The following is a 26,597-nucleotide window of genomic DNA, read 5'->3' on the forward strand; positions in this document are numbered from 1 at the left end:
TTGAGCTGCTGTGACAGTCCCCAGCAAGGAGAGCACGCTGAGCGCCGCGACCACACTCCGGCTTCCCGTCCCCGCCAGGGTCGTCGTCCTCGTCTCCGGTTCCGGCACCCTCTTGCAGGCGTTGCTGGACGCGGCGGCCGACCCCGGATACCCGGTCGAGGTGGTCGCCGTCGGCGCGGACCGCGACGGCATCGAAGGCCTCGACCGCGCCGAGCGCGCCGGCGTGCCCGGCTTCGCGGTGAAGCTGCGCGACCACGCCGACCGCGGCGCGTGGGACACCGCGCTGGCGGACGCCGTCGCCGCGCACGAGCCCGACCTGGTGGTCTCCGCCGGTTTCATGAAGATCCTCGGACCCGCCTTCCTGGCCCGCTTCGGCGGCCGGATGGTCAACACCCACCCCGCGCTGCTGCCCGCCTTCCCGGGCGCGCACGGCGTCCGCGACGCCGTCGACTACGGCGTGAAGGTGACCGGCGCGACCGTGCACCTGGTGGACGGCGGTGTGGACACCGGGCCGATCCTGGCCCAGGAGGCGGTCGTCGTCGCCGATGACGACGACGTCGAAAGCCTGCACGAGCGCATCAAGGTGGTGGAGCGGCGGCTGCTGGTCGACGTGGTCGCCCGCCTGGCCCGCGAGGGCTGCACCGTGAACGGACGAAAGGTGAGCATCCCGTGACCACTCCTGCCGAGAGGCGACCGGTTCGCCGGGCCCTGATCGGGGTTTCCGACAAGTCGGGGCTGCTGGAACTGGCCACCGGCCTGCACGCGGCCGGAGTCGAGATCGTCTCCACCGGCGGCACGGCGCGCGCGCTGGCCGACGCGGGCGTGCCCGTCACGCCGGTCGAGCGGGTGACCGGGTTCCCCGAGGCGCTGGACGGCCGGGTGAAGACGCTGCACCCCGGCGTGCACGCGGGCCTGCTGGCCGACACCCGGCGCGAGGAGCACGTGGCGAAGCTGGCCGAGCTGGGCATCGAGCCGTTCGACCTGCTCGTGGTGAACCTCTACCCGTTCGCCCGGACGGTGGCCTCCGGCGCGTCGGCGGACGAGTGCGTCGAGCAGATCGACATCGGCGGTCCGGCCATGGTGCGGGCGTCGGCGAAGAACCACGCCAGCGTGGCCGTGGTCGTCGACCCGTCGCGGTACTCGTGGGTGCTGGAGCAGGTCGCCGCCGGCGGTTTCACGCTGGCCGAGCGCCAGCGGCTGGCCGTGGACGCGTTCCGGCACACCGCGTCCTACGACGTGGCCGTGGCGTCGTGGCTGGGCAACGTCGTCGCGCCGGACGACGAGGGCTCCGGCTTCCCCGGCTGGATCGGCGCGACGTGGGACCGCAAGCAGGTGCTGCGGTACGGCGAGAACCCGCACCAGAAGGCCGCGCTCTACACGCAGGGCGACGGGCGTGCCGGGCTGGCGACCGCTTCCCAGCTGCACGGCAAGGAGATGTCCTACAACAACTTCGTCGACGCGGACGCCGCGTGGCGCGCGGCGTGGGACCACGAGCTGCCGTGCGTGGCGATCATCAAGCACGCCAACCCGTGCGGCATCGCGGTGTCCCGCGTGGACGGTCCGGGCGCCATCGCCGAGGCGCACCGCAACGCGCACGCGTGCGACCCGGTCAGCGCGTTCGGCGGGGTGATCGCGGCGAACCGCGAGGTGACCGTGGAGCTGGCCGAGCAGGTCTCGGAGATCTTCACCGAGGTCGTCATCGCGCCGTCGTACGCCGATGGCGCGGTGGACGTGCTGACGCGGAAGAAGAACGTGCGCATCCTGGTCGCGCCCGAGCCGGTGCGCGGTGGCGTGGAGACGCGCGCGGTGTCCGGCGGGCTGCTGGTGCAGACCTCGGACACCATCGAGGCCGAGGGCGACGACCCGGCCAAGTGGACGCTGGCGTGCGGCACGCCGTTGGACGAGGAGGGCCTGGTCGACCTCGCGTTCGCGTGGCGGGCGTGCCGGGCGGTGAAGTCGAACGCGATCCTGCTCGCCTCCGGCGGCGCGACCGTCGGCGCGGGCATGGGGCAGGTCAACCGGGTGGACGCGGCGCGGCTCGCGGTCGCGCGCGCCGGTGACCGGGCGCGGGGCGCGGTGGCCGCGTCGGACGCGTTCTTCCCGTTCCCGGACGGGTTGCAGGTGCTGCTGGAGGCCGGTGTGCGCGCGGTCGTGCAGCCCGGTGGGTCGGTCCGCGACGCCGAGGTGATCGCGGCGGCCGAGGCTGCCGGTGTGACCGTGTACCTGACCGGGACGCGGCACTTCGCGCACTGAGAGCGCTTCACGGGGGCTCCCCGTCGACCGGCTGGTTCCGGTGGACGGGGAGCCCCCGGCGTCTCACTGCTTCGCGACCAGCTCCTCGGCCGTCTTGCGGACCACGGCCTCCGCGTCGGCCAGCGGCATCGCCGAGTCGCCGAAGAAGCCGTTGTCCCGCCCGCTGTAGGTGATGTTCCAGACCACCTTGTCCTCGCGGGCGATGAGCTTCACGTCGATCGAGTCGCGGGGCGTCGGCTCGATGATCAGCATCGCCTCGTCGCCGAGGCCGTCCACGGGCTTGCCCGCCAGGCCGTTGGCGAACGACTTGAACTCGTCGTAGGAGTTCTCCGCCTGCTCGACGTTCCGCTCCGGGTCGGCGTGGAGCCGGCTGAAGTCGTAGATGTAGAAGCTGAGGTTGCGCGGGTCGCGGCCGTCCTTGCCCTCGGTCTGGTTCCACTGGCAGTTCCAGCGCTTCAGGCCCTCGCCCTCCGGGGGCTTCTCGATCAGGCGGAAGCTGCTGACGTGGGCCTGTGACCTCAGGTCGGCGCTCAGGTCGCACTCGGCGATCGGCTGCTCGCCGGGACCGCCGCCCGGCTCGTCGAGGTAGTCCAGCAGGAACGTCGCGCCGACACCGCCCACGGCCAGCACCACCACCGCGATGACGATGCCGACGACCAGCCCGGTCCGGTTCTTCTTCGGCGGCTGCGGGCCGTACGGGTGGTAACCCGGTTGGCCCTGTTGGAACTGTGGACCCTGTCGGACTTGTTGGCCCTGTTGGCCGGGACCGGTTTGGGCCGGGCCCTGCGGTGGGTAGCCGGGCGGCGGGAAGCCGGGCTGCGGTCCGGTCTGACCGAACCCCTGCTGCTGGTACTGGTGCGGCGGCTGCTGCTGGTGCGGTTGTTGCTGTTGCTGCTGCCAGTTGTGCTGGTGCTGCGGATCCTGCGGGTTCTGCTGCGGGTGCTGCGGTGTGTTCACGGTCCCCCCGTGTCGCCGATCGGTGCCCGTCCAGCAGTCTGCCGGCCACCCGATCGTGGAACGGCCACGGCATTGACAGCAGGTGCCTCCCTCACGATAAGATCACCACGTCGTTCGAACAGATGTTCGACAGACAGGTCGCCGAACTTCCCACGGCGATCCGCGCACAGGGGTGCGCGCGGATCAGTGGGAGGAGGGCGGGTGTCCAGGTCGGCAACGGCGACGCTGACCGCGCTCGGGGTAGGCGCGGCGAGCGAGCTGGCCACGGCACCGGCTCTGGCCCTGCCGGTTCGCGGGGAACTGGCAGGGCTCCTCCCGTGGGGCGGCCTGCGGCGGGGCAGCACGGTGTCGGTGCGCGGGTCGACATCGTTGCTGCTCGCGCTGATGGCCGCGGCGACAGCGGAAGGGTGCTGGGCGGCCGTGGTCGGCCTGCCGCGGTGTGGGGCACTCGCGGCGGCCGAGCTCGGAGTGGCCGTCCATCGACTTGCCCTGGTCCCTCGTCCTGGGAGGGACCAGGGCGAGGTCGAGAAGACCGTGGCGGCCCTGCTGGACGGTTTCGACCTGGTCGCCACCGCCACCCCGGTCCCCCAGTCGACCGCGCGCAAGCTCTCCGCCAGAGCCCGCCACCGCAAGGCGGTCCTGCTGCCCTTCGCCACCACGTGGCCGGGCTCGGACATCGCCCTGACCGCCACCCCCACCCGGTGGACCGGCCTCTCCACCGGCCACGGCCTGCTGTCGAACCGCACCCTGACCATCGAAACAACCGGTCGCGGCGCCGCCTCCCACCCCCAGCGCACCACCCTCTCCCTCCCCACTCCACCTCTCAACCTGACCCAAACCCCAACCCACCCACCACTTCCAGTCACCGCTCCATCCCCAACCACCACACCACTTCCAGCCACCGCTCCATCCCCAACCACCACACCACTTCCTGCCACCGCACCACCTCCGGCTGCCACCACACCGCTCTCGGTTGCCGCGTCGCGCCCTGCCACCACACCACCTCCGGCCGCCACGCCACCTCCAGCCGCCACGTCGCGCCCAGCCACCACGCCACTTCCGGCCCGCGCGTCGCTCCCGGCTGCCACCGCACCGCTCCCGATCACCGCACCGTTCCCAGCCGCCGCCTCACTTCCGGCTGCCGCGTCGCGCCCTGCCGCCGCGTCGCTCCCGGCGGCCATGTCGTGCCCAGCCGCCGCGCCACTCCCGGACACCGCGCCACTCCCGGCTGCCAGGCCACTTCCGGCTGCCACCGCTCCACTTCCGTCCACCCTCGCGCCGCTCCCGACCGCCGCATGCCACCCGGCCCCCGCATCACCTCCAGCCACCGCGTTATCCCCGGCCGCTCTCGCTTCGTCCCCGATCGCCGCCCTGCTCCCGGCCGCCACACCTCATCTGGCCGCCACACCTCACCCGGCCGCCGCGCTACCACTGGCCGCCGCCGCACTGGTCGCACTCCGGCTGGCTGCAGCACCGTTTTCTGCCACGCCGCTCTCAGCCGCACTGCTTCCGGCCGCACCACCTTGCAGTCCGCCCCTCTGGCCCGTTCCGTCCACCTCGGCCACTGCGCCGTCCCCGACCAGTTCCCAGGCGGTGTGATCTCGTGCGGTTCGGGCTCGTGAAATCCCTCGAAGAGGTGAATTCCCTGTACACGCTCGCTGTCTGGTGCCCTGACTGGCCGGTGGTGGCGGCCTCAGCGGAGGCGTCACTCCCGCCGCACGTGCCCGCCGCCGTCGTCAAAGCGGGTGAAGTCGTCGCCTGTTCCGCCGTCGCACGAGCGGAAGGGGTGGGGCGGCGGATGCGACGGCGGGCGGCGCAGGGGCGGTGTCCCGAGCTGGTCGTCTTCGAGCACGACGAGGTTCGCGACGCCCGCCTCTTCGAGCCGGTCGCGGCGGCGGTGGAGGAGTTGACACCGGGGATCGAGGTGGTCCGGCCGGGGTTGGTGGTCGTCGCCGCCCGCGGACCGATCGGGTACTACCGGTCCGCGGAGGCGGCTGCCGAGCGGTTGGTCGACCACGTCGCGGCGCACGCCGGAGTCGAGGCGCAGGTCGGGGTCGCCGACGGGCTGTTCGCCGCCACCCTGGCCGCGCACCGCGGGGTGATCGTGCCGCCCGGCGGGGCGCGGGAGTTCCTTGCGCCGCTGGGCATCCGGGAACTCGACCAGCCCGCCGAACGCCGCGAGGACCGCGCCGCACTGGTCGACCTGCTGCGCCGGTTGGGCCTGCGCACGCTGGGCGCGTTCGCCGCCGTGCCCGAGCGCGACGTCGCCACCCGCTTCGGTCGGGCCGCCGTGCCGGCCCACCGGCTGGCCGCCGGCCTGGAGGAACGCCCCCGCTCCCGCCGCCGACCGCCACCCGAGCTGTCGGTCACCCGTGACCTCGACCCGCCGATCGACCGGGTCGACGCGGCGGCGTTCGCGGCCAGGGGCCTCGCCGACCGCCTGCACACGAACCTCGCCGACCGCGGCCTGGCCTGCACCCGCCTGGGCATCCGGGCCACCACCGAGAACGGCGAGGAGCTGCACCGGGTGTGGCGCTGCGCCGAACCTCTCACCCCGCAGGGCATCGCCGACCGGGTTCGCTGGCAGCTCGACGGCTGGCTCACCCGCGCCCGGCTCACCGCGGGCATCCACCTGCTCCGGCTCGACCCCGAAGAGGTGGTCGACGCCACCGCCCTGCAACTCGGCCTGTGGCCGGGCGCCGGGCGGGACCAGGGCGAGGCGGCGGAACGCGCGGCGCGCGCGATGGTGCACGTCCAGGGCCTGCTCGGACCGGACGCCGTGCTCACGCCCGTGCTCGGCGGCGGACGTGGGCCGGTCGAACGGGTGCGGCTGGTGCCGTGGGGTGACGAGCGCACCCCGGCGGCGGACCCCGACCAGCCGTGGCCCGGACAGCTGCCCGCGCCGTCACCCGCGACGGTGTTCACCGAGCCCGAACCGGCGGCGCTGCTGGACGAGTCGGGCGCGGACGTCGTGGTCACCGGCTACGCCGAGCTGGTCGTGCGACCACACCGGATCGTGCACGCCGGTCGGGCGCGGCAGGTGGTGGCGTGGTCGGGACCTTGGCCGGTGGACGAGCGCTGGTGGGACGCGGAGACCGCGATGCGCGGTGCACGACTGCAAGTGCTGGGTACCGCGCCGGACGGTGAAGAGCAGGCGTTCCTGCTGATCCGCGCGGGCGGGAAGTGGGCGGTTGAAGGGGTGTACGACTGATGAGCGGTGACTTCTTCGAGCCGGACCGCGATGAGCGGGACCGGCGTGAGAGGGATAGGCGTGGGTTGGCTGCGTGGTTGGAGGATTCCGGGCTGGGCGGCGGTGCGTTGGACGGCGGCGCGGATCGGCAGGACGTGCCGGAACAGCGCAGCGGACCGGCTTACGTGGTGAGCTTCGGCTGGCTGCCGGCACGGCTGCCACCGGCCCCGGTGTGGTCGGTTCCGTTGCCCCGCCGGGCGCCCGACGACACGCGCTGATGGGGTGGAACAACCCACCGGTCCGCTGGTCCGAGCTGCAACGCGCGCTGACGGGAACCTGGCCGGCGAACGACGTGCCGGTTCCCGACGGCGGCGACGGCCCGGTGTGGTCGCACCGCCGCGACCGCTACGAGGCGCCGCCCGACTTCGCGGTCAAGGTGGACGACCTCGGTTCGACCCGCGCCCGCGTGCCGTACGTCGAGCTGCACTGCCACTCCAACTTCAGCTTCCTCGACGGCGCCAGCCACCCGGAGGAGTTGGTGGAGGCGGCGCAGCAGCTCGGCCTCGACGGGCTGGCGTTGACCGACCACGACGGCATGTACGGCGTGGTCCGGTTCGCCGAGGCGGCCAAGGAGCTGGGTGTGCGCACGGTGTTCGGCACGGAGCTGAGCCTCGGGCTGACCGCGCCGCAGAGCGGTGTGCCCGACCCGGAGGGCGAGCACCTGCTCCTGCTGGCCACCGGCCCCGACGGCTACCACGCCCTGTGCCGCACGATCACCACCGGCCAGCTCGCCGACGGCAGCGAGAAGGGACGGCCGGTCTACCGGCTGGAGGAAGTCGTCGCGGACACCCGGGACGACTGCGTCGTGCTCACCGGCTGCCGCAAGGGAGCGGTCCGCCGGGCGCTGGCCCGGGAAGGCCCCGAGGCGGCGTTCGAGCAGTTGCGCCGGCTGGTCGACCTGTACGGCGCGGACCGGGTGTTCGTGGAGCTGACCGACCACGGCTACCCCGAGGACGGCCCGCGCAACGACCTGCTGTGGGCGATGGCCCACGACCTGCGGCTGCCGACCGTGGCGACGAACGCCGTGCACTACGCGGTGCCCTCGCGCGGCCGGTTGGCGGCGGCGATGGCGGCGGTGCGCGCCCGGCGCAGCCTGGACGAGATGACCGGCTGGCTGCCACCCGGCCGCACCGCGTGCCTGCGGTCCGGGGAGGAGATGGCCCGCCGGTTCGCCCGGTTCCCCGGCGCGGTGCACCGCTCGGCGGTGCTCGGCGTGCAGTGCCAGTTCGACCTCAGGCTCATCGCACCGCGACTGCCGCCGTTCGACGTGCCACCCGGCCACGACGAGAACAGCTACCTGCGCGAGCTGACCTACGCCGGCGCGGCCCGCCGGTACCGCTCGATCGGCGAGAACCCCAGGGCGTACCGGCAGGTCGAGCACGAGCTGAAGATCATCGAGGAGCTGGACTTCCCCGGCTACTTCCTCGTCGTGCACGACATCGTCTCGTTCTGCCGCCGCAACGACATCCTGTGCCAAGGCCGCGGCTCGGCCGCGAACTCCGCGGTCTGCTACGCCCTGGGCATCACCAACGTCGACGCGGTCCGCTTCGACCTCCTCTTCGAACGATTCCTGGCCCCCGCCCGCGACGGCCCTCCCGACATCGACCTCGACATCGAGTCCGACCGCCGTGAGGAGGCCATCCAGTACGTCTACCGCAAGTACGGCCGACGGCACGCCGCCCAGGTCGCGAACGTCATCAGCTACCGCAGCCGGTCGGCGGTCCGGGACGTGGCGCGGGCACTCGGCTACTCGGTCGGCCAGCAGGACGCGTGGAGCAAGCAGATCGAGCGCTGGGGCCCACTCCGGTCCACAGTGGAGGAAGGCGGGGTGGCGGGAGGAGGCATACCCCGGCCGGTGCTGGAGTTGGCCGCCGAGCTGGAGAACTTCCCCCGCCACCTCGGGATCCACTCCGGTGGCATGGTCATCTGCGACCGACCGGTCAGCGAGGTGTGCCCGGTCGAGAAGGGCCGGATGGCCGATCGCACGGTGTTGCAGTGGGACAAGGACGATTGCGCCTCCATCGGGTTGGTGAAGTTCGACCTGCTCGGTCTGGGGATGTTGTCGGCCCTGCACTACGCCATCGACCTGGTGCGCGAGCACGAGGGCGTCGAGGTCGACATCGGTGACCTCGACCTGGAGGACGAGCGCGTCTACGAGATGCTGCAGCGCGCCGACTCGGTCGGGGTGTTCCAGGTGGAGAGCCGCGCCCAGATGGCCACCCTGCCCCGGCTCAAGCCGCGGACGTTCTACGACCTGGTGGTCGAAGTGGCGCTGATCCGCCCCGGCCCGATCCAAGGCGGCTCGGTGCACCCCTACATCCGCCGCCGGAACGGGCAGGAGGAGTGGGACTACGACCACCCCCTGCTGGAGGGCGCCCTCAAGAAGACCCTTGGCGTGCCGCTGTTCCAGGAGCAGCTGATGCAGATCGCCGTCGACGTGGCCGACTTCAGCCCCGCCGAGGCCGACGAACTGCGCCGCGCCATGGGCGCCAAGCGTTCCACCCACCGCATGGAACGCCTCCGTGAGCGCTTCTACGAAGGCGCCAAGGCCAAGGGTATCGGCCAGGAGTTGGCGGAGAGCATCTACGCGAAGTTGTTGGCGTTCGCCAACTTCGGCTTTCCGGAGAGTCACGCGCTCAGCTTTGCGCACCTGGTCTTCGTCAGCTCCTGGTTCAAGCTGTACCACCCGGCTGCATTCTGCGCGGCGTTGCTTCGTGCTCAGCCCATGGGTTTCTACTCCCCTCAGTCATTGGTCGCCGATGTGCGTCGGCACGGTGTGCGGGTGCTTGGTCCTGATGTCAATGCGAGCCTTCCGCACGCCACCCTTGAGGTGGTGGACGGTGCTCAGGCTGTGCGCATCGGCCTGAGCGGTATTCGGAGTATCGGGGAGGTGGCTGCGGAAGGTGTGGTGGAGGCGCGGAGGGGTGGTTCTTTTGTGGATATGGCGGATTTCGGGGCTCGCGTTCGGCTGACCACTGCGCAGGTGGAGGCGATGGCCACGGCGGGTGCGTTCGGTTGTTTCGGGCTTGATCGGCGTGCTGCGTTGTGGTCGGCGGGGGTGGTGGCGAAGGTTCGCCCCGACCGGTTGCCGGGAATGGTTGTTGGTGCTGAGGCTCCTGTTCTGCCTGGGATGGATGAGGTTGAGCTGGCCGTTGCCGATGTGTGGGCGATGGGGTTGTCGCCGGACAGTTTTCCGACCCAGTTCGTGCGGGAGCGGTTGGCGGGGCTTGGGGCTCTGGCTGTTGCGGATCTGGTCGAGGTGGCGAATGGGGGCAGGGTGTTGATCGGTGGTGCGGTGACGCACCGGCAGCGGCCCGGGACTGCTGGTGGTGTCACGTTCCTCAATGTTGAGGATGAGACGGGGATGGTCAACGTGGTGTGCACTGCGGGGTTGTGGGCTCGGTATCGGAAGGTTGCTCGGAGCAGTTCGGCGTTGTTGGTGCGAGGGGTGGTTGAGTCGGCGGAAGGGGTGATCAGTGTTCGGGCGGAGCGGTTGCAGCGGTTGGAGTTGAGGGTGCCGTCTCGGTCGCGGGATTTTCGGTGAGTGAGTGTGAGTGAGTGAGTGTGGGTGAGTGGGTGTGGGTGGGTGGGTGGGGTAGGGGTGCGGTGGGGTTAGGGGCCGGGGAGGGGCCGGCTCGATTTGACATGGGGCCCTTACGGGCGCCCTATGCAGGCCAAAGCCGGCAGGCCCGGCGGGGTAAAGCGTCCCGCCAGGCCTGCCGGCTTCGACCAGCCTATGGCACCCGAACCCATGTCAAATCGAGCCTCGGTGGGTGGGCGGCGGGTCCGTTGTGGCGGTGGTGTGGCGAGTGGTGTGAGGGGTGGGAGTGAGGGTGGTGTGTTTGGCGGTCAGTGTGGCGGTGGTGGGTATGGGGTGGGGTTAGGTGGGGTCGGTTTTGGTGTAGTTGGTGAAGATGACGCCGGTGTCGAAGGTTCTGGTTGAGGATTTGGTGAAGTGGGTGGTGGGGGAGTCGGCGGCGAAGAGGGGGATTCCCTTGCCTAGCACGATGGGGTGAACCTTCAGTATTAGTTCGTCGATTTCGGGGAGGAGGGTGGCGGCTAGGCGGCCGCCGCCGCACAGCCAGATGCCCAGGCCGTCCTCGGATTTCAGTTCGCGGATCTTGGTGAGGGGGTCCGGTACGACGTGGACGTCGGGTGGGGTGGTGGCGAGCCTGGTCGAGACCACGTATTGGCGTAGGTGGGGATAAGGGCTCGGTGGGCCGCCTGGGACTTGGTAGGTGGCTCGACCCATGATCACCGTGTCGAAGTTCTTGTTCGGGGTGTCGATGCCGAGGGCTTGGCGGGCCTGGGCGGGCAGGGTGTCGGGGTACTCCTCGAAGAGGGCGGTCATGTGGTCGCCTTCGAAGAGGAAGTCGTTGAAGCCGCCGTTCTGGTCGGCGATGAAGCCGTCGAGGGTGGTGGCGACGAAGTAGGTCAGGGTTCGCATTTTGGCTCCTTGGGTTGGTTACCACTGTGACTGTAGTACTATGGTTGGAGTGGTTGTCAAGGAGGGATCATGGGGAGTAACCCGACCAGGCGTACGGCGTTGGTCGATGCGGCCGTCGAGGTGTTGGCGCGGGAGGGTGCGCGGGGGTTGACGTTCCGGGCCGTCGACCAGGAGGCGGGGGTGCCCGGCGGCACCGCGTCGAACTACTTCGCGAACCGGGATGAGCTGCTGCGACAGGTCGGCGAGCACATCCACGTGCGGTTGACGCCGGATGCGCGGCGGTTGGCGGAGACGATGGCCGGGCCGCCGGACAAGAGCCTCGTGGTGCGGTTGATGCACGAGTTGCTGCAACGGCTGCAGGTCGACCGGACGGGGTACCTGGCGCTGTTGGAGCTGCGGTTGGAGGCGACCAGGCGGCCGGAGCTGCAGGCGGCGCTGACCAGGACGATCAGCGACAACCTGGAGCAGAACGTCCGCTTCCACCTGGACGCGGGGCTACCCGGCGACCGCACCACGGTGGTCTCGCTCTACCTGGCCATGACGGGGTTGATGGTGGAGCACCTGACCCTGCCCGAAGTGCTGCCCGAGGAGGAGATGACGAGGTTGATCGAGGCGTTGGTCGAGCGGGCCTAGCGGTCGAGGGGGCCGCCGATGATGGTCATCGCCACGAAGAGCACGGCGATGCCCAGGCCCGAGTAGAGCAGCGCGTCCACGCTGCGGCTGCGGATGGCGATCAGGCCGGCCTGCTCGTCGGTCACCAGGACGCGCAGCAGGGCGGCGACGAGCAGGGCGGCGCCGATCAGCACCGCGCCCTGCCGCCAGTGGTACTGCACGACCCGGACCAGGCCCAGTCCGACGATGGCCAGCACCAGCGCGAACGGCAGGTGCTTGCCCGCCGCGGACCGCCAGCGCTGTTCAGGCAACAACTCCACCGCTTCCGCCTCAGGCCGTGCGCTCGGCTGCCTCGACCGTGTTGGTCAGCAGCATCGCAATGGTCATCGGACCCGCGCCACCGGGGATGGGCGCGAGGAAGCCCGCCACCTCGGCCACGGACGGGTGAACATCGCCCACCAGGCCGGCCTCGGTGCGGGTGATGCCGACGTCCACGACGGCGGCGCCCGGCTTGATCATGTCGGCGGTGATCAGGCCGGGGCTGCCCGCGCCCGCGACCACGACGTCCGCCCGCCGGACCTCGGCCGCGAGGTCCTTGGTGCCGGTGTGGCACAGCGTCACGGTGGCGTTCTCCGAACGCCTGGTCAGCAGCAGCCCGATCGGCCGGCCGACCGTCACGCCGCGACCGACCACGGTCACGTTCGCCCCGGACAGCGGCACGTCGTAGCGGCGCAGCAGCTCCACCACGCCGCGCGGGGTGGCGGGCAGCGGGGCCTCGTCGCCGAGCACGAGCTTGCCCAGGTTGACCGGGTGCAGGCCGTCGCCGTCCTTGCGCGGGTCGATGCGCTCCAGGATCGGGTTCGGGTCGAGGTGCTTGGGCAGCGGCAGCTGCACGATGTACGCGGTGCACGCCGGGTCGGCGTTCAGCTCGTCGACGACCTCTTCGAGCTGCGCCTGCGTGGTGTCCGCCGGCAGGTCGCGGCGGATCGACGTGATGCCGACCTTCTCGCAGGCCAGGTGCTTGCCCCGGACGTACGAGCGCGAGCCCGGGTCGTCGCCGACCAGCACGGTGGCCAGACCCGGCGTCACCCCCCGCGCGCGCAACGCGGCGACCCGCGCGCGCAGGTCTTCGAAGATCGCGTCCCGGGTGGCCCTGCCGTTGAGGATCGTCGCAGTCACGTGCCTCATCCTCTCATCACCGCCGGGCGGGCAACGCGGCGACCGCCACCGCGAGCAGCGTCAACGCCGTGCCGACCAGCGCGAGCGCGGACACCTGCCCACCTGCGGCGGGAGCGAGGAGGTCCACCGCGAGCGCGCCGACGAGCTGCCCGGCGACCTGGCACAGGCCCACGAGGAGGACGCCGAGCCACCGCACGGCCAGCACGGCCGACCCGATCGTGCAGATCCCGAGCGCGCCACCCGCGTAGAACCACGGCTCGCTGGGCGCGTCGGTCGGGAACCCGCGGAGGGCGACGTCCACCACGCACACGACGAGCAGCACGGCGGTGCCGGTGCCGAAGTTGACCAGCGTGGTGACCCGGGTGCTCCCCGCCGCCTCGCGCACCAGCCCGTTCACCGCCTGCTGCCAGCCCAGCCCGATGCCGGCCACGGCGGGCAGGAGCGCGAGCCACAGCGCGGACGGGTCGCCGACCTCGTCGGACACGGCCACCGCGACCGCCGCCACGGCCAACGCCGCACCCGCCACCCGCGGCCAGGTCAGGTCCACCCGACCGGCCGGCCCGATCCCGGCCCGGTCGACCAGCAGGCTGCTCACCGCCTGCGCGCCCACCGCGGCCACGGTGAACACCGCCACGCCGAGCGCCGTGACCGTCAACCCCTGCGTGGCCACGAAGAACGCGCCGCACGCCCCACCGGCGCACTGCCACCAGCGGATGCGGCCGGACCGCAGCGCGGACCGCAGCCGCACGAGCCCGGCCCGCCCGGAAGCCGTCGTCGGCCCGATCGCCAACATCAGCGCCAACCCGCCGCCGAACGACACCAGCGCGGCCAGGAACCCGTCGCCGAACACGTGCCCCAACTCGCCGTTCAACCTGCCCTGAACAGCCAGGAAGACCCCGCCGACGAACGCGAGCAGCCCGCCGACCAGCCGGACCCGGTCACCCAACCGCAACCACCTTCCGATCGCGCACCCGACTCGCCAGCAGCGCGGCGAGCAGCGCCGCCGCCGTGCTCGCCCCGGCCGCCGCGGCCGGACCGACGTGGTCCAGCAGCGTCCCGGCCAGCGGTTGCGCCAACGCCGATCCCGCCGTGGTGAACGTGCCCATCCAACCGAACGCCTCGGCCTTGCGGTCGTCCGGCGCGAGCCCGCTGATCCGCTGGTTGTTGGCCGCGATGGCGGGCGCGATCGCCAGCCCGCCCACCGCCAGCACCAGCCCGACCAACCACACCGACGACGGTTCCCGCACCGGCGGCAGCACCAGCACCAGCGGCGCGACGCCCAGCGCCATCAACAGCATCCGCCGGGGGAACCTGGCCTGCCCGGCCAACCCGCCCGCGATCAGCCCACCGACCACCGACCCGACGCCCCACACCGCCGTCAGCACCCCGGCCATCGCGGGTCTGCCCAGGTCGCGAGCCCACGCGATGATCACCATGTCGATCGAGACCAGCGACGTCACCATGAACAGCGCCGACGCCAGCGCCAGCACCAGCGAACCGTCGCGCAGCAGCGTCCGCCCGCCGCGCGGGGTCTCCCGGACCACCGGCTGGTCCACCCCGGCCCGCCGCAGCGCACCGGCGAAGCCGAGCGCCCCGAGCACCGCCAACGCGCCGCACAGCCACAGCGCGACCTGGGCGTCCCACACCGCCACCACGACCGCCGCCAGCGCGGGCCCGGCGATGTACATGACCTCCTGCATCGACGCCTCGACGGTGAACACCGCCGACTGCGCCGACCCCTTCGTCAACCGCGGGATGCTCGCCCGGCTCATCGCCGTCACCGGGGGCATGGACAGCCCGGTCAGGAACGCCACCACCACCGCCAACGGCCACACCGAACCCGGCGTGAGAGCGGGCAGCAGGCCCAGCACCGCGATGCCGACCGCGTAACCGGATGCGGTGACCCGCAGCAGCCGACCGGCCGGGCTGCGGTCCGCGGCCCGACCGCGCACCGGCCCCGCCACGCCCATGCCCAGCGTCAACGCGCCGCCGACCACGCCCGCCAGCGCGTACGAGCCGGTCCACCCGGCCATCAGGAACGACACCGCCAGCGGCGTGGCGGGCAGGTGGATGCGGCCGATCAGCGACCACACCAGCAGCCAGGGCAGGTGGGGTATCGCGGCGAGTTCCCGGTACGGACGGAGCACGGTGCCACTCTGCCCGCACCCCCCGACAATCCGGTGCCGAATATCCGCGGGAACCCGCCGGCCTCGGTTAGCGTCTGCACCTCTGCACGCCGCTCACCGAGGGGACCCCTGTGACCGATCCGACAGGACGACGGGCCGAGTTGGAGGCGCGGAACGCCGCCATGCGCGAGCAGGTCGACTCCCTCCTGACCGAGCTGCGCAAGAAGACCGACGACCTGCGGGAGACCCAGGCGCAGGCGATGGCGATCACGGCGACCGCGGTGTCCAGGGACGGCTCGGTGCGCGCCACCGTCGACTCCGCCGGCGCGCTGACGTCCCTGGAGTTCTCCGTGAACGCCTTCGAGCGCACCACGCCGGACAAGCTGGCCAGGCTCGTCACCGAGACCGTGCAGCAGGCCGTGGCCAAGGCCCGGACCGAGCTGAACGAGGTGCTGGCGCCCGCGCAGCAGGGCCCGAGCATCGACCTGTCGGAGCTGCTGCCCGGCGTGCCGTCGCTGGCCGACCTCATCCCCCAGCCACCCGCGATGCCGAAGTCGTCGGCGCCACCGCGTCGCACCGCGCCGCCTTCGGACGATGACAACGGAGACAGCGTCATGGACAGGAGCGACTGGTGAGCGGGTTCGATGTCAGCGTGCCCGGCCTGCGGCGCGGCGCGGGCCAGTTCGGGGCGGCGGGTGATTCGCTCGGCGGCGTGCTGCAGGCGTTGAGCTCGGCGCTGCAGGCCGAGGGGCAGTGCTGGGGTGGTGACGAGTCCGGCCAGGCGTTCGCCCAGAAGTACGTGCCGAACTCGCAGGCGACGTTAGAGGCGTTCCAGAACCTCGCGCAGGCACTGGACGACATCCGCACCGGCGTGGAGCAGACCGCCGACGCGTACGAGGGTTCGGACCAGGGCAACGCGACCGGGATCTCCCGGACTTACTGAGGGGCACTGCGGTGGGCATCGAGATCCCGAGCGAGGTCACCTGGCTCTTCCCGATCGTGGTCGGGCAGAGCTGGCCGGAGGGTGATGAGACGGCGCTCCGGCGGATGGCCGACGCCTACCGCACGGCGGCGCAGGGCGTGAAGTCGGTCATCGACGAGGGCAACGGCGCGGCGTCCACCGTGTTCGCCAGCCAGACCGGCGAGGCCGTGCAGCGGTTCGAGGAGTACTGGAAGAAGTTCGCCGACGGCGACGACTCCTACCTGCCGAAGCTGCAGAAGATCTGCGAGCAGCTGGCGGAGAGCTGCGACAACACCGCGCTGGAGGTGGAGTACACCAAGCTGTCGATCATCGCGTCGCTGATCGCGCTGGCGATCGAGATCGCCGCGCTGATCGCCGCGGCGTTCGGCACGTTCGGCGCGACGACGGCGGGCATTCCGATCGCGCAGCAGGCCACCCGGCTGATCGTGCAGTTCACGTTCCGGCAGCTGATCATCGCGATCCTCAAGGAGGTCGCGATCTCGGTCGGCATCGACGCGGCCATCCAGGCCGTGCAGGTGGCGCGCGGCGACCGGCAGTCGTGGGACTGGGGCAAGACGACCGAGGCCGCGGTCTCCGGCGTGGTGTCCGGCGCGGTCGGCGGGCTGTCCGGCGGGCTGAAGTTCCAGGGCGGCGGGCTGCCCGGGCAGGTGGTCGTCGGCGCGACGCGCGGTGCGGTCGAGGGCGCGGTGTCGACGGTCGGCACGGCGGCCGTGCTGGGACAGGACATCTCGGCGCGGGACGTGCTGATGGGCGCGTCGGCCGGCGCGGTGTCCGGTGGCATCGGCGGGGCGAAGGACGGCATCTCGGTCGACCCGCCGCGGATCAACCCCGGTGGACCGGACGGGCCGCCGAACCTCGGTCCGGCGCCGGGTCCGGCGCCCGGACCCGCTGCCGGTGGGCCGGTTCCGGGTGGCGCCGCGCCCGGTGGTGCGATGCCGGGCGGGCCGGTTCCTGGTGGTGCGACGCCCGGTGGAGTGGCGCCGGGTGGTTCTGCGCCCGGTGGGCCGGCGGTGAGCCGTGACGGGTTGGACCGGCCGCTCGGCGGGAGCGGGACGACCACGTCGTCTGCGGTGGCCGCGCCGCCCGCTCCCGGGCGGCCGGTGAGCGCGCCGCCGTCGGTGGGTGGTGACTCGTCGCCTGCGTCCGCGCCTGCGCCTTCGTCGTTGAGCGCCGCTCCGGGTGGGGTGGCCGGCGGGCGCGGTGGTGCTGCGGTGCCGACGTTGCCCGGTGGTGGGACGTCCGGGCCTTCCATCGGCAGCCGGTTGGGCACGGCCGGCGGTTCCGCGCCGGTCGGGCTGCCGGGTGGGTTGGTTCCGGGTGGTGCGCCGGGTGGGTCGACTCCTGGTGGGACGGCTCCTGGTGGGACGGCTGCCGGGTCGACTCCGGGTGGGACGGCTGGGCGGATGCCCGGTGGGATGCCGGCCGGCGGGCCGGTGCCGGGTGGGTCGGCGTTCGCGCCCGGTTCGGTGGGGGCTTCGCCGGTTGGGACGGGTGCTGCTCCCGGGGTGGGTTCGGGGTCGGCTTCCGGGGCGGCTCCTGGGTCGACGCCCGGGTCGGCGCCTGGTGCGACTTCCGGTGTTCGGCCTGGTGTGGCGATGCCGGGTGGCGTTGCTGTTGGGGGTGCTCCTGTCGGTGGGGCTGTGCCGGGTGGCTCGCCGTTCGGTGGTTCCACGCCTGGTGGACCTGTGCCTGGTGGCCCGGCGTCCGGTGGTGTGACGCCCGGTGGTCCGCCGCTTGGTGGACCTGTGCCCGGTAGCTCGACGCCTGGTGGTGTGACGCCGGGTGGTCCGCCGCTTGGTGGGGCGACGCCTGGTGGACCTGTCCCTGGTGCGACGCCTGGTGGGGCGCTGCCTGGTGCGACGCCCGGGGGACCCGTGCCCGGTGGGCCGGTCCCCGGTGGTCCGGTGCCTGGTGGGGTGCCCGCCGGTGGTTCGGTGCCTGGCGGTCCGGTGCCTGGTGGGGCGGTGCCTACTGGTTCCGCTCCTAATGGTTCCGCGCCCGCCGGCAGTGGGACCGGCAGTGGGACGCACGTGCCTGCCGGCCCGAGTGCTGGAACGCCTGCGACTGGACCGGCGGGGACTCCTATGGGGGCCCCGATGGGAGCTCCGATGGCCGGTGCGGCCGGCGGGGCGCCTGGCGGCGGTAGTGGTGGGCGTGGTGGCGGTGTGCCGTTGGCGAGTGGCTTCGCGGCTGACCCCGGCACCGCCTCGTCCGGGCCGGACCTGGGTGTTCGGGGTGATGACGCGGTCAACGCGAGTTCGTTGACCGGGATGCCGGTCCACTCGCTGCCGGACGCCGGTCCGGTGTCCATGCCCGAGCAGCGCGGGCCCGCGTCCACCGCGCCGCCGACGACACCCACGCCCCAGCCCGGCGGGTTCGGGCCGCAGCCTGGTGGGTTTGGACCTCAACCCGGTGGATTTGGGCCGCAGCCCGGCGGGTTCGGGCCGCAGCCCGGTGGTCCCGCGGCACCGGGGCGTCCGGAGGCTTCGGCGCCTGCGCGCACTCCGGAGACCGCCGCGCGTCCTACCCCGCCGTCGACCGCGCCGTCGACCGCGCCGATCCGCGTCGACGGACCGGCTCCTGCGGCTCGCGGCGGCACGGACGGTCCCGCGCCGTCCAGCAACAACCCTTCCCCGACCCCGGACACGACCTCGTCCCCGGACACGACCTCGCCCCTGGACACGACCCCGCCTGCCGATGGGCCGGCTCCGGACAGCACGCCGCCCGACACCGCCGACGGGCCGACGGACCTGGTCGGCGAGCCCGGTGACCAGCACACCCCGGCGTCCAGCCACGAGTGGCCCGCCGAAGCACCGGGCGAAACCGGCACCGGCACCGGCAGTGCGGCGGATCCGTTCCCCCAGAAGAACGTCTGGAACCAGCCTGCCGGTGTCGTCCCCGGCTTCTCCCACAACGGCGACTACTTCGCCGTCCACGAGAGCACCGGCCCCACCGACCAGTCCGTCGGCACGTACGACCAGCGCGCCGCCGCCCTCGTCGAACCGACCTACCAGCCCTACGGCCCGCACGGCGACTACCAGTCGTTCCGCGACGCCCACTCCAAGCCCGACGGCAGCATCGACTGGCCGCCGAACCAGGGCGCGGACGGCGCGCGCGTCGTCGTGGAACTGCCCGCGGGCACCGTGCTGGACCGGTTCGGCAGCCCCAACGGCGACTTCCTCTCGCCGCTGCGCCCGGACGGCCAGGCGTACGGCTTCGGCGAGCGCGCGATCATGCCGGACAGCCTCGGCAAGGGCTACCACGTCTACGTCCTGGACGCCCCGCTCACCGTTGAACTCGCCCAGGTCGCGCCCGCGTTCGACCAGAACGGCGGCGCGCGGCAGCTGCAGCCGGTCCTCGACGCGGCCCTCGCCGACCCGGCCACGGGCAAGATGAGCGTCCAGCGACTGCTGGACCTCGGCGTCCTGCACGAGGTCGACGTGCCGCCCGCCGACGGCCGCGTGCTGCCGCCCGACTTCGGCACGTTCGACGCCGACGGCACCGTGCTCCGGCCCGACGTGGCGACGGTGGCCGACGCGCAGGCCGGCGCGTTCAGCGACCACCCGGGCGCCACGCCGACCCCGGACCTCGGCCCGGTCTCGCCCAACGGCCCGATCCCGCTCGGCGAGGTGTCGCAGCGCGTCGACCAGGCGATCCGCAACAGCCAGGTCACCGACTCCGGTGTCGCGCTGCACACCGAGGACCGCCTGCGGGACCTGTCCGGCCGCATCCCGGCCACCGACGGCCAGGTCGTCCTCGACGTCCACACCGACGGCGACGGCGTCCGGGTCGGCGACACCCGCTACACCCGCGACGAACTCGTCCAGCTGATCAACAACCACCCGGACCTCGCCGGTCGGCCGATCACGCTGGTCGGCTGCGACGCGGGCGCGGGCGGCGACAACAGCCTGGCCGCGCACGTCGCCAGGGAGACCGGTCAGCGGGTCTTCGCGCCGGACACCCTGGCCTGGTCGGACCGGCACGGCAACGTCTACGCCAGTTCGCCGAACGAGGCGGGCACCGGCCCGAAGCTCCCGCCGGACGGCGGCTGGCACGCGTTCGAGCCGGACGGCACGCACGCGCCCGTCGGCGAGCACGGCATGCCGCCCGGCCACGAGCCCAAGGGCGACCTCGCCGTCGACGACCAGGCGCACCGCGGCCGGCTCGACATCGAGCCGCAGGTGCAGCAGCCGTGGTCGGCCCCGGAGACGACGCACGAGCAGCACGTCCGGCTGCGCGACGACCAGTCGTTCTTCCAGGGCCAGGAGCTGCCGAGGGACACCCGGATCACGATCGTCGGCGAGGACGGCAACGTGCGCACGGTCGTGCACGTCGACGCCGACGGCCGGGCGCACGTCGACGCCATCGCGCCGAACACCCGCCACGGCGACAACCCCGAGGTCAAGCACCCCGCGCCGAACGCCCACTACCGGGTGGAGGTCGGGCACCGGCAGGACGCGTTCGTGGCCAACGCCGACGGCACGCGCCAGGTCGCGCAGGACAGCGTCAAGATCGGCGACCGGGTCGTCCCGATCGACCGCGCGGTGATCATCGAGCCGATCCCGGAGCCCGCGAACGGCCGGCAGGTGATCGACCGCGACCACCCGCTGGCGCCGCGGCCGGGCGAGGCGTTCACCGCCCGCACCGACCTGCCGCCGAACACGCGGATGGAGGTCCACGACACCGACGGCACGTACCGCGGCACGGTGCAGACCGACGCCGACGGCAAGCCGAGGTGGGTGGCCGCCCCCGACTACCTGTCCACCGACGCCCGCAACCCCGAGGTGATGCACACCTCGCAGGGCACGAACTACAACATCGACCGGGGCCCGCTGCACCAGGAGTTCACCACCGACGCGCAGGGCCACCCGCAGACCGCGGTCGAGCGCACCGAGCCGACCACCACCCGGCAGACCCCGTTCACCGACCTGGGGCAGGGCGAGCCGTTCAGCCGGCCCGGCCAGGTGCACGACCCGAGCACCGAGTACCTGGTCTCCGACGAGCACGGCCAGCACCGCGGCCGGTTCCTCACCGACGAGTCCGGGCACGTGGTGTTCGAGGACACCCACTCGGGCCAGCGCAGCCGGGTCAACACCGAGATCACCCAGGCCCCGGCGCACGCGCAGGTCACGTCCGACGGCTTCTACGGCCTGGGCAAGGCGTTGAACCCGGCGCAGAGCTGGCCGACCCCCGCCAACGGCGAGGTGCAGCTGGCCGTGCAGCGCACCAAGACCGACGACGGGTACGCCTACTCGGTCAAGGTCGTCAGCGGCGACACGTCGGGGTGGACTCCGGAGCAGCGGGCCGCGGTGACCCGCCCGTTCAACAACGCCGACCCGTTCGCGGCCCGCGCCGACCTGCCGCCGAACACCCGGTTCGTGCTGGACGACCACAAGAAGCAGGGCTACGGCACGTTCCAGACCGGCGGGGACGGCACGGCCTCGCACGTGCACACGTTCCGGCCGTTCAGCCCGGACCTGAACAACCCGCTGCCCAACGCGGTGCTGGTCGCCGACAACGACGCGTGGCGCGGTCGCACGAACGGCGACGGCGAGACGGTCGCGACCACGGGCAGGCCCGATCTCAGGTCCGGTGGCGCGATCCGCCGCGACGGCAGCGCGCAGCTCGAGGTCGGCAGCCACGGCGAGGTCGACGGCGACGGCAAGAAGCTGTCCGACGGCGGTCACCACCAGGGCAACGAGACCGGCGGTCCCGGTGAGGCGGCGAACCAGTCGAGCCAGCAGCGCGACGAGAACCAGGGCAACGCGCGCCCGGCGTTCGTCACCGCCGAGACGTGGCACCGGATGGAGCGGGACCGCGCGAGCTTCATGAAATCGGGCGGTACGGTCGAGGTGATCGACACGTTCGCACTGCGCGACCCGCTGCAGCGCCACCCGCACACGTACCAGACGCGGTGGCGTGTGACGCTCGCCGACGGCACCACCGGGATCTACGTCAGGAGCTACCCCAATGAGCACAACGCAGCCCTCTGGCCGGCCGACTTCTGAGCAGCGCCACGACGAGCTGCTGCAGCACATCGGCGGCATGCTGCTGGACGCTGCTCCGGACGGCTTCCGGCGGATCGACCTGCTGGTGCGGATGACCGTGGCGGTGCAGGACGCGGCGCTGAAGGTCTACCTGCCCGACGGCGCCACCCCCGAGGTGGTGCCGCCGGAGGGGCTGAACGCGGCGTTCCAGGAGATGCGGCAGGTGCTGTACCAGCCGGGTCGCGGCACGTGGTTCTCGGCGCGGTGCGTGGTGAACGCGCCGGTCCGCATCGACATCACCTACAACTTCGACCACGACCCGCAGTTCGACCCGCCGGTGCCCGCCGCGGACTTCGCCCGCGACCTCCAGGTCTTCCCCCGTGACGAGGCGTACACCCCCGACTGGCTGCGGGCCAAGCTGGTCGAGGCGAGCACCGAGGAGCAGAACGCATGACCGCGCCGCAGTTGGACGTCGAGGACCAGAACGCCATCCTCGGCTCCGTCACCACCCTGCTGGTGCAGCGCCTGCCGGGCGACTGGGAGCAGTTGTTCGTCGACTTCCGGATGGTGGGCCGCTACCTGGAGACGCAGGTCTCCGGGCTGACCATGTTCGGCTCGTCGTTCGACTGGGAGCTGCCGCCGGAGGCGCTGCCGTTCTTCGTGCAGCTGCGCGACGGCATGGCGCGACCCGGCCAGGGCACGTGGCTGTCGATGAAGTTCCACCTCGTGCACCCCGACACGTACTCGGCGGAGTTCGACCGGGACAACGAGCCGGACTGGACGCAGCCGCCCTCGCCCGAGTACTACGCCGAGGAGCTGGAGGTCTACCCGCGCGACGTGGTCCCGGCGTGGCTGCGCGGCCCGGTCGGGGGCGACGTGATCGCCGCGCCGGTGTTCGACGGGCCGGAACCGGTGGCGGGCGACCGGCCGGGCGTGCACCCGCAGGAGCTGGACGACGTGCTGGCCTACCTGGAGAACGCGCCGGTCGTGCTGGCCGCGCGCTCCTACGGGCCGGACGCGCTCGACCCGGGTGCGACGCCGTCCGTGCCGCTGTCCTTCCACACCGACGGCGCCTGGGTGTGGCCCGGTGGGGTGGCCTACTACCTGCGCGAGCACCACGTCCCGCCGGTGCCGCAGCTGGTGCAGCACATCCGGGACAACGGCTACACCGTGCCACCGGTCTCGCCCGAGGCCGAGGACGCGGCGGCGGCCGTCGCCACCGGCAAGGCCGAGAGCGCCCCGCTGCCCGAGCACCAGCCCCGGACGGTCACCGAGGCCGACGAGCGCGCGCTCGACCGCCTCAAGGCCCTGCTCGACCACTTCGGGGTGCCGGAGTCCGCGTACGGCATCGCCGAGCCGAAGCCGGACGCGTTCGTGATCGAGCCCGCACCCGGCCGGTCCGGCTGGCAGGTCCAGTTCTGGGACGCCGACCGCGGCCCGCACGGCCGGCCGCGCGTCTACGAGCACGCCGTGGACGCCGCGAAGGTGCTGCTCGCCGAGCTGCTGTGGCAGGTCGACCCGGACCGGACGCGTGCCGCGGCCGACACCGGCGCCCTGGTCCTGCCGGTCGCCGACATCCAGCCGCTGCCCGACGAGCCGCCGCTGTCGCTGTTCCGGGACCGCGAGAACGTGGTCATCCCGGTCGGCGTCGAGCTGGACCGGTTCGGGGCCGACGTCGGCAACCTCGTCTACGCCTCGGGCACGATGTTCGGTCACCGCTCGCTGCCACCGGATTGGCTGAACCGCCGCTACCACGTGTACCGGGTGCAGAAGCCGGTGCCCGCGCTGAAGGGCGTCGCCGTGCCGTGGTTCGGGCAGGTCGGCGGCGGCGTGGGCTACTTCCTGGCCACTTCCGTGCGCGACCTGCTGGCCGACGGGAGCCTGGTCGAGGTGGCCGCGGCGGCGGTCCAGCACTAGGCACCAAGCGTCCGGGGGCCGTCGCCCGGCGTCATTGGTCCGTTCGGCGCAGCGGGGTCCCGTGCGGGCACGGGGAGTCGCGGGGGAAGATGTTCACGTGTCCGAGCTGAAGCCGCTGAACCCGACCGAGCAGGATGCGCTGGTCAAGCAGATCGGCCTGACGCTGATGCGGGCCGCGCCGGAGGAGTGGCGGCACGTGACCGCGGAGTACCGCGCGACCGGCCGGTACTTCGAGCTGGCCGCCGAGGTGCGCACGGCAGACGGCGCCATGCGGGCCTGGTCACCGCCCCAGGAGGTGGCCGGCCTGTTCTCGCGGTTGCGCGCGGGCATGTACCGGGACGGCCGGGGCAGCTGGTCCAACGCCCGCTACCAGCTGGACCACCCGTCCAGCTACAACCTGGACTTCGACCGCGCCGAGCCGACCTGGACCACCCCGCCGCCGCCGCAGGCGTACCTGGACGAGATGCGGTTCTTCCCGCGCACGGACGAGAACGTGCCGGACTGGCTGCGCCGCCGCCTCCAGCCGCCCGCGGACCAGCCCCAGCCGGCGCGGGCGTTCCGCACGGCCCGGGTGTTCGACGGCGCCGGGCCCAACGGCCGCCCCTCGGTGAACCGCCCACCGGTCCCCGACACCGACCGCGACCTGCTGCTGCTCTACTTGGACCGCGCTCCCGTCGCCGTGATCGGGCGCGGCTTCGACGCCGACGTGCTGAACCCCGACGCGCCCTCGGTCGTCCCGGTCGCCTTCCAGACCGACGGCCACTGGATCTGGCCCGCCGCCGTCGGCTACTACCTGCGCGCCTACGGCGTGCCGCCCGAGCCCGAGCTGGTCGAACGGGCCAAGGCCCAGGACTTCGTGCTGCCCGAGGTGACCGAGGAGGCCCGCGTCGCCGCCGCCGCCAACCTCGGCGCGCCGGCCGCGCCCCAGGGCACCGAACTCCCCGCCGCCGACCCGCTGCCCGAACCGCCGGCCGCCGAGACCATCGCCGCCCCCCTCCCCGCGCCGCAGGCCGATGACCAGCCCCACCGGCCGGACGAGCCGGCCGCCCCGGCGGACGTCGAGGAGACCGCGAACCTCTCCGACCTGAAGCCGGAAGTCATCGAGTACGCCTCGGAGGGCCCGCCCTACCGCGTCCGCTTCGACGAGGACGGCCCGGTGATCGACGACCGGTACCGCCGCGAGTCCTACGTGGAGGGCATGGACCTCTTCGCGCCGGCGGCGTACGAGCGGGAGCTGAACGACACCCAGACCTGGAACCCGTTCACCGACGAGGAACCGGACCCCGCGCCCGCCCAGGAGACCGGCGAGGTCGAGGCCGTCCCCGAGGAACCCGAACCCCGGCCCGCCGAGGAACCGACCACCGAGCCCGAACCGGACCGCCAGGCCGACGAGGCCGAGGTCACCGCCGCGTTCGAGGTCGACCAGGCGGACCTGTACACCCCCGAGCACGACGACGATGACGACACGGCCTTCGACGAGGACCACTTCACCGAGGCCGAGGACACCCACCCGGAAGAGCCCGAGGAGCACCAGCCCTCACCGGCCCCGGACCAGCCGACCCAGTTCGCCGAGCAGGTCCCACCCCCGTTCGCCGACCAGCCGACCCAGGTCCCCCCGCCGTTCGCGGACCAACCGACCCAGTTCGCCGAACAGGTCCCACCCCCCTTCGCCGACCAGGCCACCCAGTTCGCCGAGGCGGTGCAGCCGTTCGACGACGTGACCCCGCCGCCGCCACCACCGCCGACCCTGACCCCGCCACCGGTCGAACCGCGCCAGGTGACGCCGGACGAGGAACGCGAACTGGCCACCGTCCGCCGCGCCCTGGACGACCTCGACGTGCCACCCGCCGCCTACCGCTTCGGCGGCGAGCCCGCCGACCGCACCTGGCTGCTCCGCACCGAGGGCCCGGACTGGGAGGTGTCGTGGTACGACCACGGCCCGACCAACCCGGTCCGCTTCGACCGCCTCGAAGACGCCGCCGCGTACCTGACCGGCAAGCTGGTCCTGACCAACCGCCGCGTCCCCCGCCCGGCCCCCATGCCACCGCCGCCACCACCGCAGCGCCCTCGCCCCCCGATGAACAACGGCTTCCGCGAGGAACCCCGCCGCCCCGCCCCACCACCACGCCCCCCGGTGGAGCAACCACCCACCCCGGCCGCCGCTCAACCGGCCGGCACCACCACGTCCACCCAGGAGCCGAAGCCCCAGCGGACGTGGCCGATCAACCCGATGAACGGCGAACCACCGCTGACCCTCTTCCGGCACAAGAAGATGGTCGAGCTGCCCGCCGGCATGGAGGTCGACCGCTTCGGCGAGGGCGAGGGCAACCTCGTCTACGCGGCGGGCACCCCCTTCCCGCAACGCTCCCTCGTGCCGTCCTGGATCAACCGCAACTACCACGTCTACCGCCTGCGCCGCCCGATCGAGGTCCTGACCGGCGTCGCCGTCCCGTGGTTCGAACAACCAGGCGGCGGCACCGCCTACCTGATGCCGAAGACGATCGACGACATGATCGCCGACGGCGTCCTCGTCGAAGTCGCCAACCAGGACCCCCCAACCCACTAACCCACCCCCACAACCCTCACCCCCACCAACCCCCACCACATCGGACCCGCAACGCCCCCGCAGAGGTTCGATTTGACATGGGTTCGGGTGCCATAGGCTGGTCGAAGCCGGCAGGCCTGGCGGGACGCTCTTCCCCGCCGGGCCTGCCGGCTTTGGCCTGCACAGGGTGCCCGTAAGGGCCCCATGTCAAATCGAACCGGACTCTCCCCGACCCCTGATGATGTCCACTGTCACACCCTCATCCCCCGTCCCGCCGTTCCCCAGTTGGTAACCTCCGACCTACCGGGTAACCCCGCCCGGTGCGCGGTCCCGGAGTAGAGA

General features: G+C 72.6%; 19 protein-coding genes. 12 read left to right on the plus strand and 7 right to left on the minus strand.

Annotated elements, in window-relative coordinates:
• Window positions 1-10 precede the first annotated feature (10 nt).
• Both purN and purH read left to right on the plus strand, forming a co-directional pair.
• Complete coding sequence (gene purN, locus AB0F89_RS10660) at window positions 11-673, plus strand: phosphoribosylglycinamide formyltransferase (RefSeq protein ID WP_367135007.1); 663 nt, start codon at window positions 11-13, stop codon at window positions 671-673.
• Complete coding sequence (gene purH / locus AB0F89_RS10665; RefSeq protein WP_367135009.1) at window positions 670-2,253, plus strand: bifunctional phosphoribosylaminoimidazolecarboxamide formyltransferase/IMP cyclohydrolase; 1,584 nt, start codon at window positions 670-672, stop codon at window positions 2,251-2,253. Before purN ends, purH begins: the two co-directional genes overlap by 4 nt.
• Before the next feature lie 63 nt (window positions 2,254-2,316).
• On the opposite strand, the gene AB0F89_RS10670 is transcribed toward purH, so the two are convergent.
• Window positions 2,317-3,210, minus strand: coding sequence for a hypothetical protein (locus tag AB0F89_RS10670; protein WP_367135011.1), 894 nt, complete (start codon window positions 3,208-3,210; stop codon window positions 2,317-2,319).
• Window positions 3,211-4,072: 862 nt separating this feature from the next.
• A complete protein-coding gene (locus AB0F89_RS10675; protein WP_367135013.1) occupies window positions 4,073-4,303 on the minus strand; it encodes a hypothetical protein in 231 nt (76 codons plus the stop codon).
• A 543-nt stretch (window positions 4,304-4,846) separates the two neighbouring features.
• On the opposite strand from AB0F89_RS10675, the gene AB0F89_RS10680 reads away from it, so the two are divergent.
• The 3 genes from AB0F89_RS10680 to AB0F89_RS10690 are packed head-to-tail and all read left to right on the plus strand — an operon-like array spanning window position 4,847 to window position 10,004.
• Window positions 4,847-6,421: a DNA polymerase Y family protein gene (locus AB0F89_RS10680; protein ID WP_367138812.1), complete on the plus strand. Its 1,575-nt coding sequence runs from the start codon at window positions 4,847-4,849 to the stop codon at window positions 6,419-6,421.
• Entirely contained in the window at window positions 6,421-6,678 is a 258-nt protein-coding gene (locus AB0F89_RS10685; protein ID WP_367135015.1) for a hypothetical protein, read from the plus strand. Before AB0F89_RS10680 ends, AB0F89_RS10685 begins: the two co-directional genes overlap by 1 nt.
• Window positions 6,678-10,004: an error-prone DNA polymerase gene (locus AB0F89_RS10690; protein WP_367135017.1), complete on the plus strand. Its 3,327-nt coding sequence runs from the start codon at window positions 6,678-6,680 to the stop codon at window positions 10,002-10,004. Before AB0F89_RS10685 ends, AB0F89_RS10690 begins: the two co-directional genes overlap by 1 nt.
• 336 nt (window positions 10,005-10,340) lie before the next feature.
• Here the strand turns inward: AB0F89_RS10690 and AB0F89_RS10695 are convergent, their stop codons facing one another.
• The gene (locus AB0F89_RS10695) at window positions 10,341-10,907 is read right to left on the minus strand and encodes a dihydrofolate reductase family protein (RefSeq protein WP_367135018.1); all 567 of its coding nucleotides are present in this window, start codon (window positions 10,905-10,907) and stop codon (window positions 10,341-10,343) included.
• Between the two features lie 69 nt (window positions 10,908-10,976).
• On the opposite strand from AB0F89_RS10695, the gene AB0F89_RS10700 reads away from it, so the two are divergent.
• Complete coding sequence (locus tag AB0F89_RS10700; protein ID WP_367135020.1) at window positions 10,977-11,540, plus strand: TetR/AcrR family transcriptional regulator; 564 nt, start codon at window positions 10,977-10,979, stop codon at window positions 11,538-11,540.
• Here the strand turns inward: AB0F89_RS10700 and AB0F89_RS10705 are convergent.
• From AB0F89_RS10705 to AB0F89_RS10720, 4 genes are read right to left on the minus strand one after another with little or no spacing between them, the layout of a single operon-like run.
• Window positions 11,537-11,830 (minus strand): DUF3017 domain-containing protein, encoded by a 294-nt coding sequence (locus tag AB0F89_RS10705; RefSeq protein ID WP_367138814.1) that lies wholly within the window; start codon window positions 11,828-11,830, stop codon window positions 11,537-11,539. The two genes, AB0F89_RS10700 and AB0F89_RS10705, sit on opposite strands and share 4 nt — an antisense overlap.
• A gap of 19 nt (window positions 11,831-11,849) precedes the next feature.
• Entirely contained in the window at window positions 11,850-12,698 is an 849-nt protein-coding gene (locus tag AB0F89_RS10710) for a bifunctional methylenetetrahydrofolate dehydrogenase/methenyltetrahydrofolate cyclohydrolase (protein WP_367135022.1), read from the minus strand.
• 16 nt (window positions 12,699-12,714) lie between these two features.
• Window positions 12,715-13,644: a DMT family transporter gene (locus AB0F89_RS10715; RefSeq protein ID WP_367135024.1), complete on the minus strand. Its 930-nt coding sequence runs from the start codon at window positions 13,642-13,644 to the stop codon at window positions 12,715-12,717.
• Window positions 13,637-14,845 (minus strand): MFS transporter, encoded by a 1,209-nt coding sequence (locus tag AB0F89_RS10720; RefSeq protein WP_367135026.1) that lies wholly within the window; start codon window positions 14,843-14,845, stop codon window positions 13,637-13,639. Before AB0F89_RS10720 ends, AB0F89_RS10715 begins: the two co-directional genes overlap by 8 nt.
• A gap of 110 nt (window positions 14,846-14,955) precedes the next feature.
• Between AB0F89_RS10720 and AB0F89_RS10725 the strand changes: the two genes are divergently transcribed.
• The 6 genes from AB0F89_RS10725 (at window position 14,956) to AB0F89_RS10750 (ending at window position 26,276) form a co-directional block, all read left to right on the plus strand.
• On the plus strand, window positions 14,956-15,459 hold the full coding sequence (locus AB0F89_RS10725) for a YbaB/EbfC family nucleoid-associated protein (protein ID WP_367135028.1): 504 nt from the start codon (window positions 14,956-14,958) through the stop codon (window positions 15,457-15,459).
• The gene (locus tag AB0F89_RS10730; RefSeq protein WP_367135030.1) at window positions 15,456-15,767 is read left to right on the plus strand and encodes a WXG100 family type VII secretion target; all 312 of its coding nucleotides are present in this window, start codon (window positions 15,456-15,458) and stop codon (window positions 15,765-15,767) included. Before AB0F89_RS10725 ends, AB0F89_RS10730 begins: the two co-directional genes overlap by 4 nt.
• Window positions 15,768-15,778: 11 nt before the next feature.
• Window positions 15,779-21,814: a glycohydrolase toxin TNT-related protein gene (locus tag AB0F89_RS10735; protein ID WP_367135032.1), complete on the plus strand. Its 6,036-nt coding sequence runs from the start codon at window positions 15,779-15,781 to the stop codon at window positions 21,812-21,814.
• Window positions 21,777-22,247 (plus strand): hypothetical protein, encoded by a 471-nt coding sequence (locus tag AB0F89_RS10740; protein ID WP_367135034.1) that lies wholly within the window; start codon window positions 21,777-21,779, stop codon window positions 22,245-22,247. The genes AB0F89_RS10735 and AB0F89_RS10740 overlap by 38 nt, the downstream gene beginning before the upstream one ends.
• Complete coding sequence (locus AB0F89_RS10745) at window positions 22,244-23,710, plus strand: TNT domain-containing protein (RefSeq protein WP_367135036.1); 1,467 nt, start codon at window positions 22,244-22,246, stop codon at window positions 23,708-23,710. The genes AB0F89_RS10740 and AB0F89_RS10745 overlap by 4 nt, the downstream gene beginning before the upstream one ends.
• 97 nt (window positions 23,711-23,807) lie before the next feature.
• Window positions 23,808-26,276, plus strand: coding sequence for a glycohydrolase toxin TNT-related protein (locus AB0F89_RS10750; RefSeq protein WP_367135038.1), 2,469 nt, complete (start codon window positions 23,808-23,810; stop codon window positions 26,274-26,276).
• Window positions 26,277-26,597: the final 321 nt, after the last annotated feature.

The sequence above is a fragment of the Saccharothrix sp. HUAS TT1 genome (assembly GCF_040744945.1).
Lineage (GTDB): Bacteria > Actinomycetota > Actinomycetes > Mycobacteriales > Pseudonocardiaceae > Actinosynnema.

Bases quoted from the DNA above. Each gene is read 5' to 3' on its own strand.
- AB0F89_RS10685 (WP_367135015.1), top strand. From the start codon at position 6,421: ATGAGCGGTGACTTCTTCGAGCCGGACCGCGATGAGCGGGACCGGCGT.
- AB0F89_RS10690 (WP_367135017.1), top strand. From the start codon at position 6,678: ATGGGGTGGAACAACCCACCGGTCCGCTGGTCCGAGCTGCAACGCGCG.
- AB0F89_RS10695 (WP_367135018.1), bottom strand. From the start codon at position 10,907: ATGCGAACCCTGACCTACTTCGTCGCCACCACCCTCGACGGCTTCATC.
- AB0F89_RS10700 (WP_367135020.1), top strand. From the start codon at position 10,977: ATGGGGAGTAACCCGACCAGGCGTACGGCGTTGGTCGATGCGGCCGTC.
- AB0F89_RS10740 (WP_367135034.1), top strand. From the start codon at position 21,777: ATGAGCACAACGCAGCCCTCTGGCCGGCCGACTTCTGAGCAGCGCCAC.
- AB0F89_RS10745 (WP_367135036.1), top strand. From the start codon at position 22,244: ATGACCGCGCCGCAGTTGGACGTCGAGGACCAGAACGCCATCCTCGGC.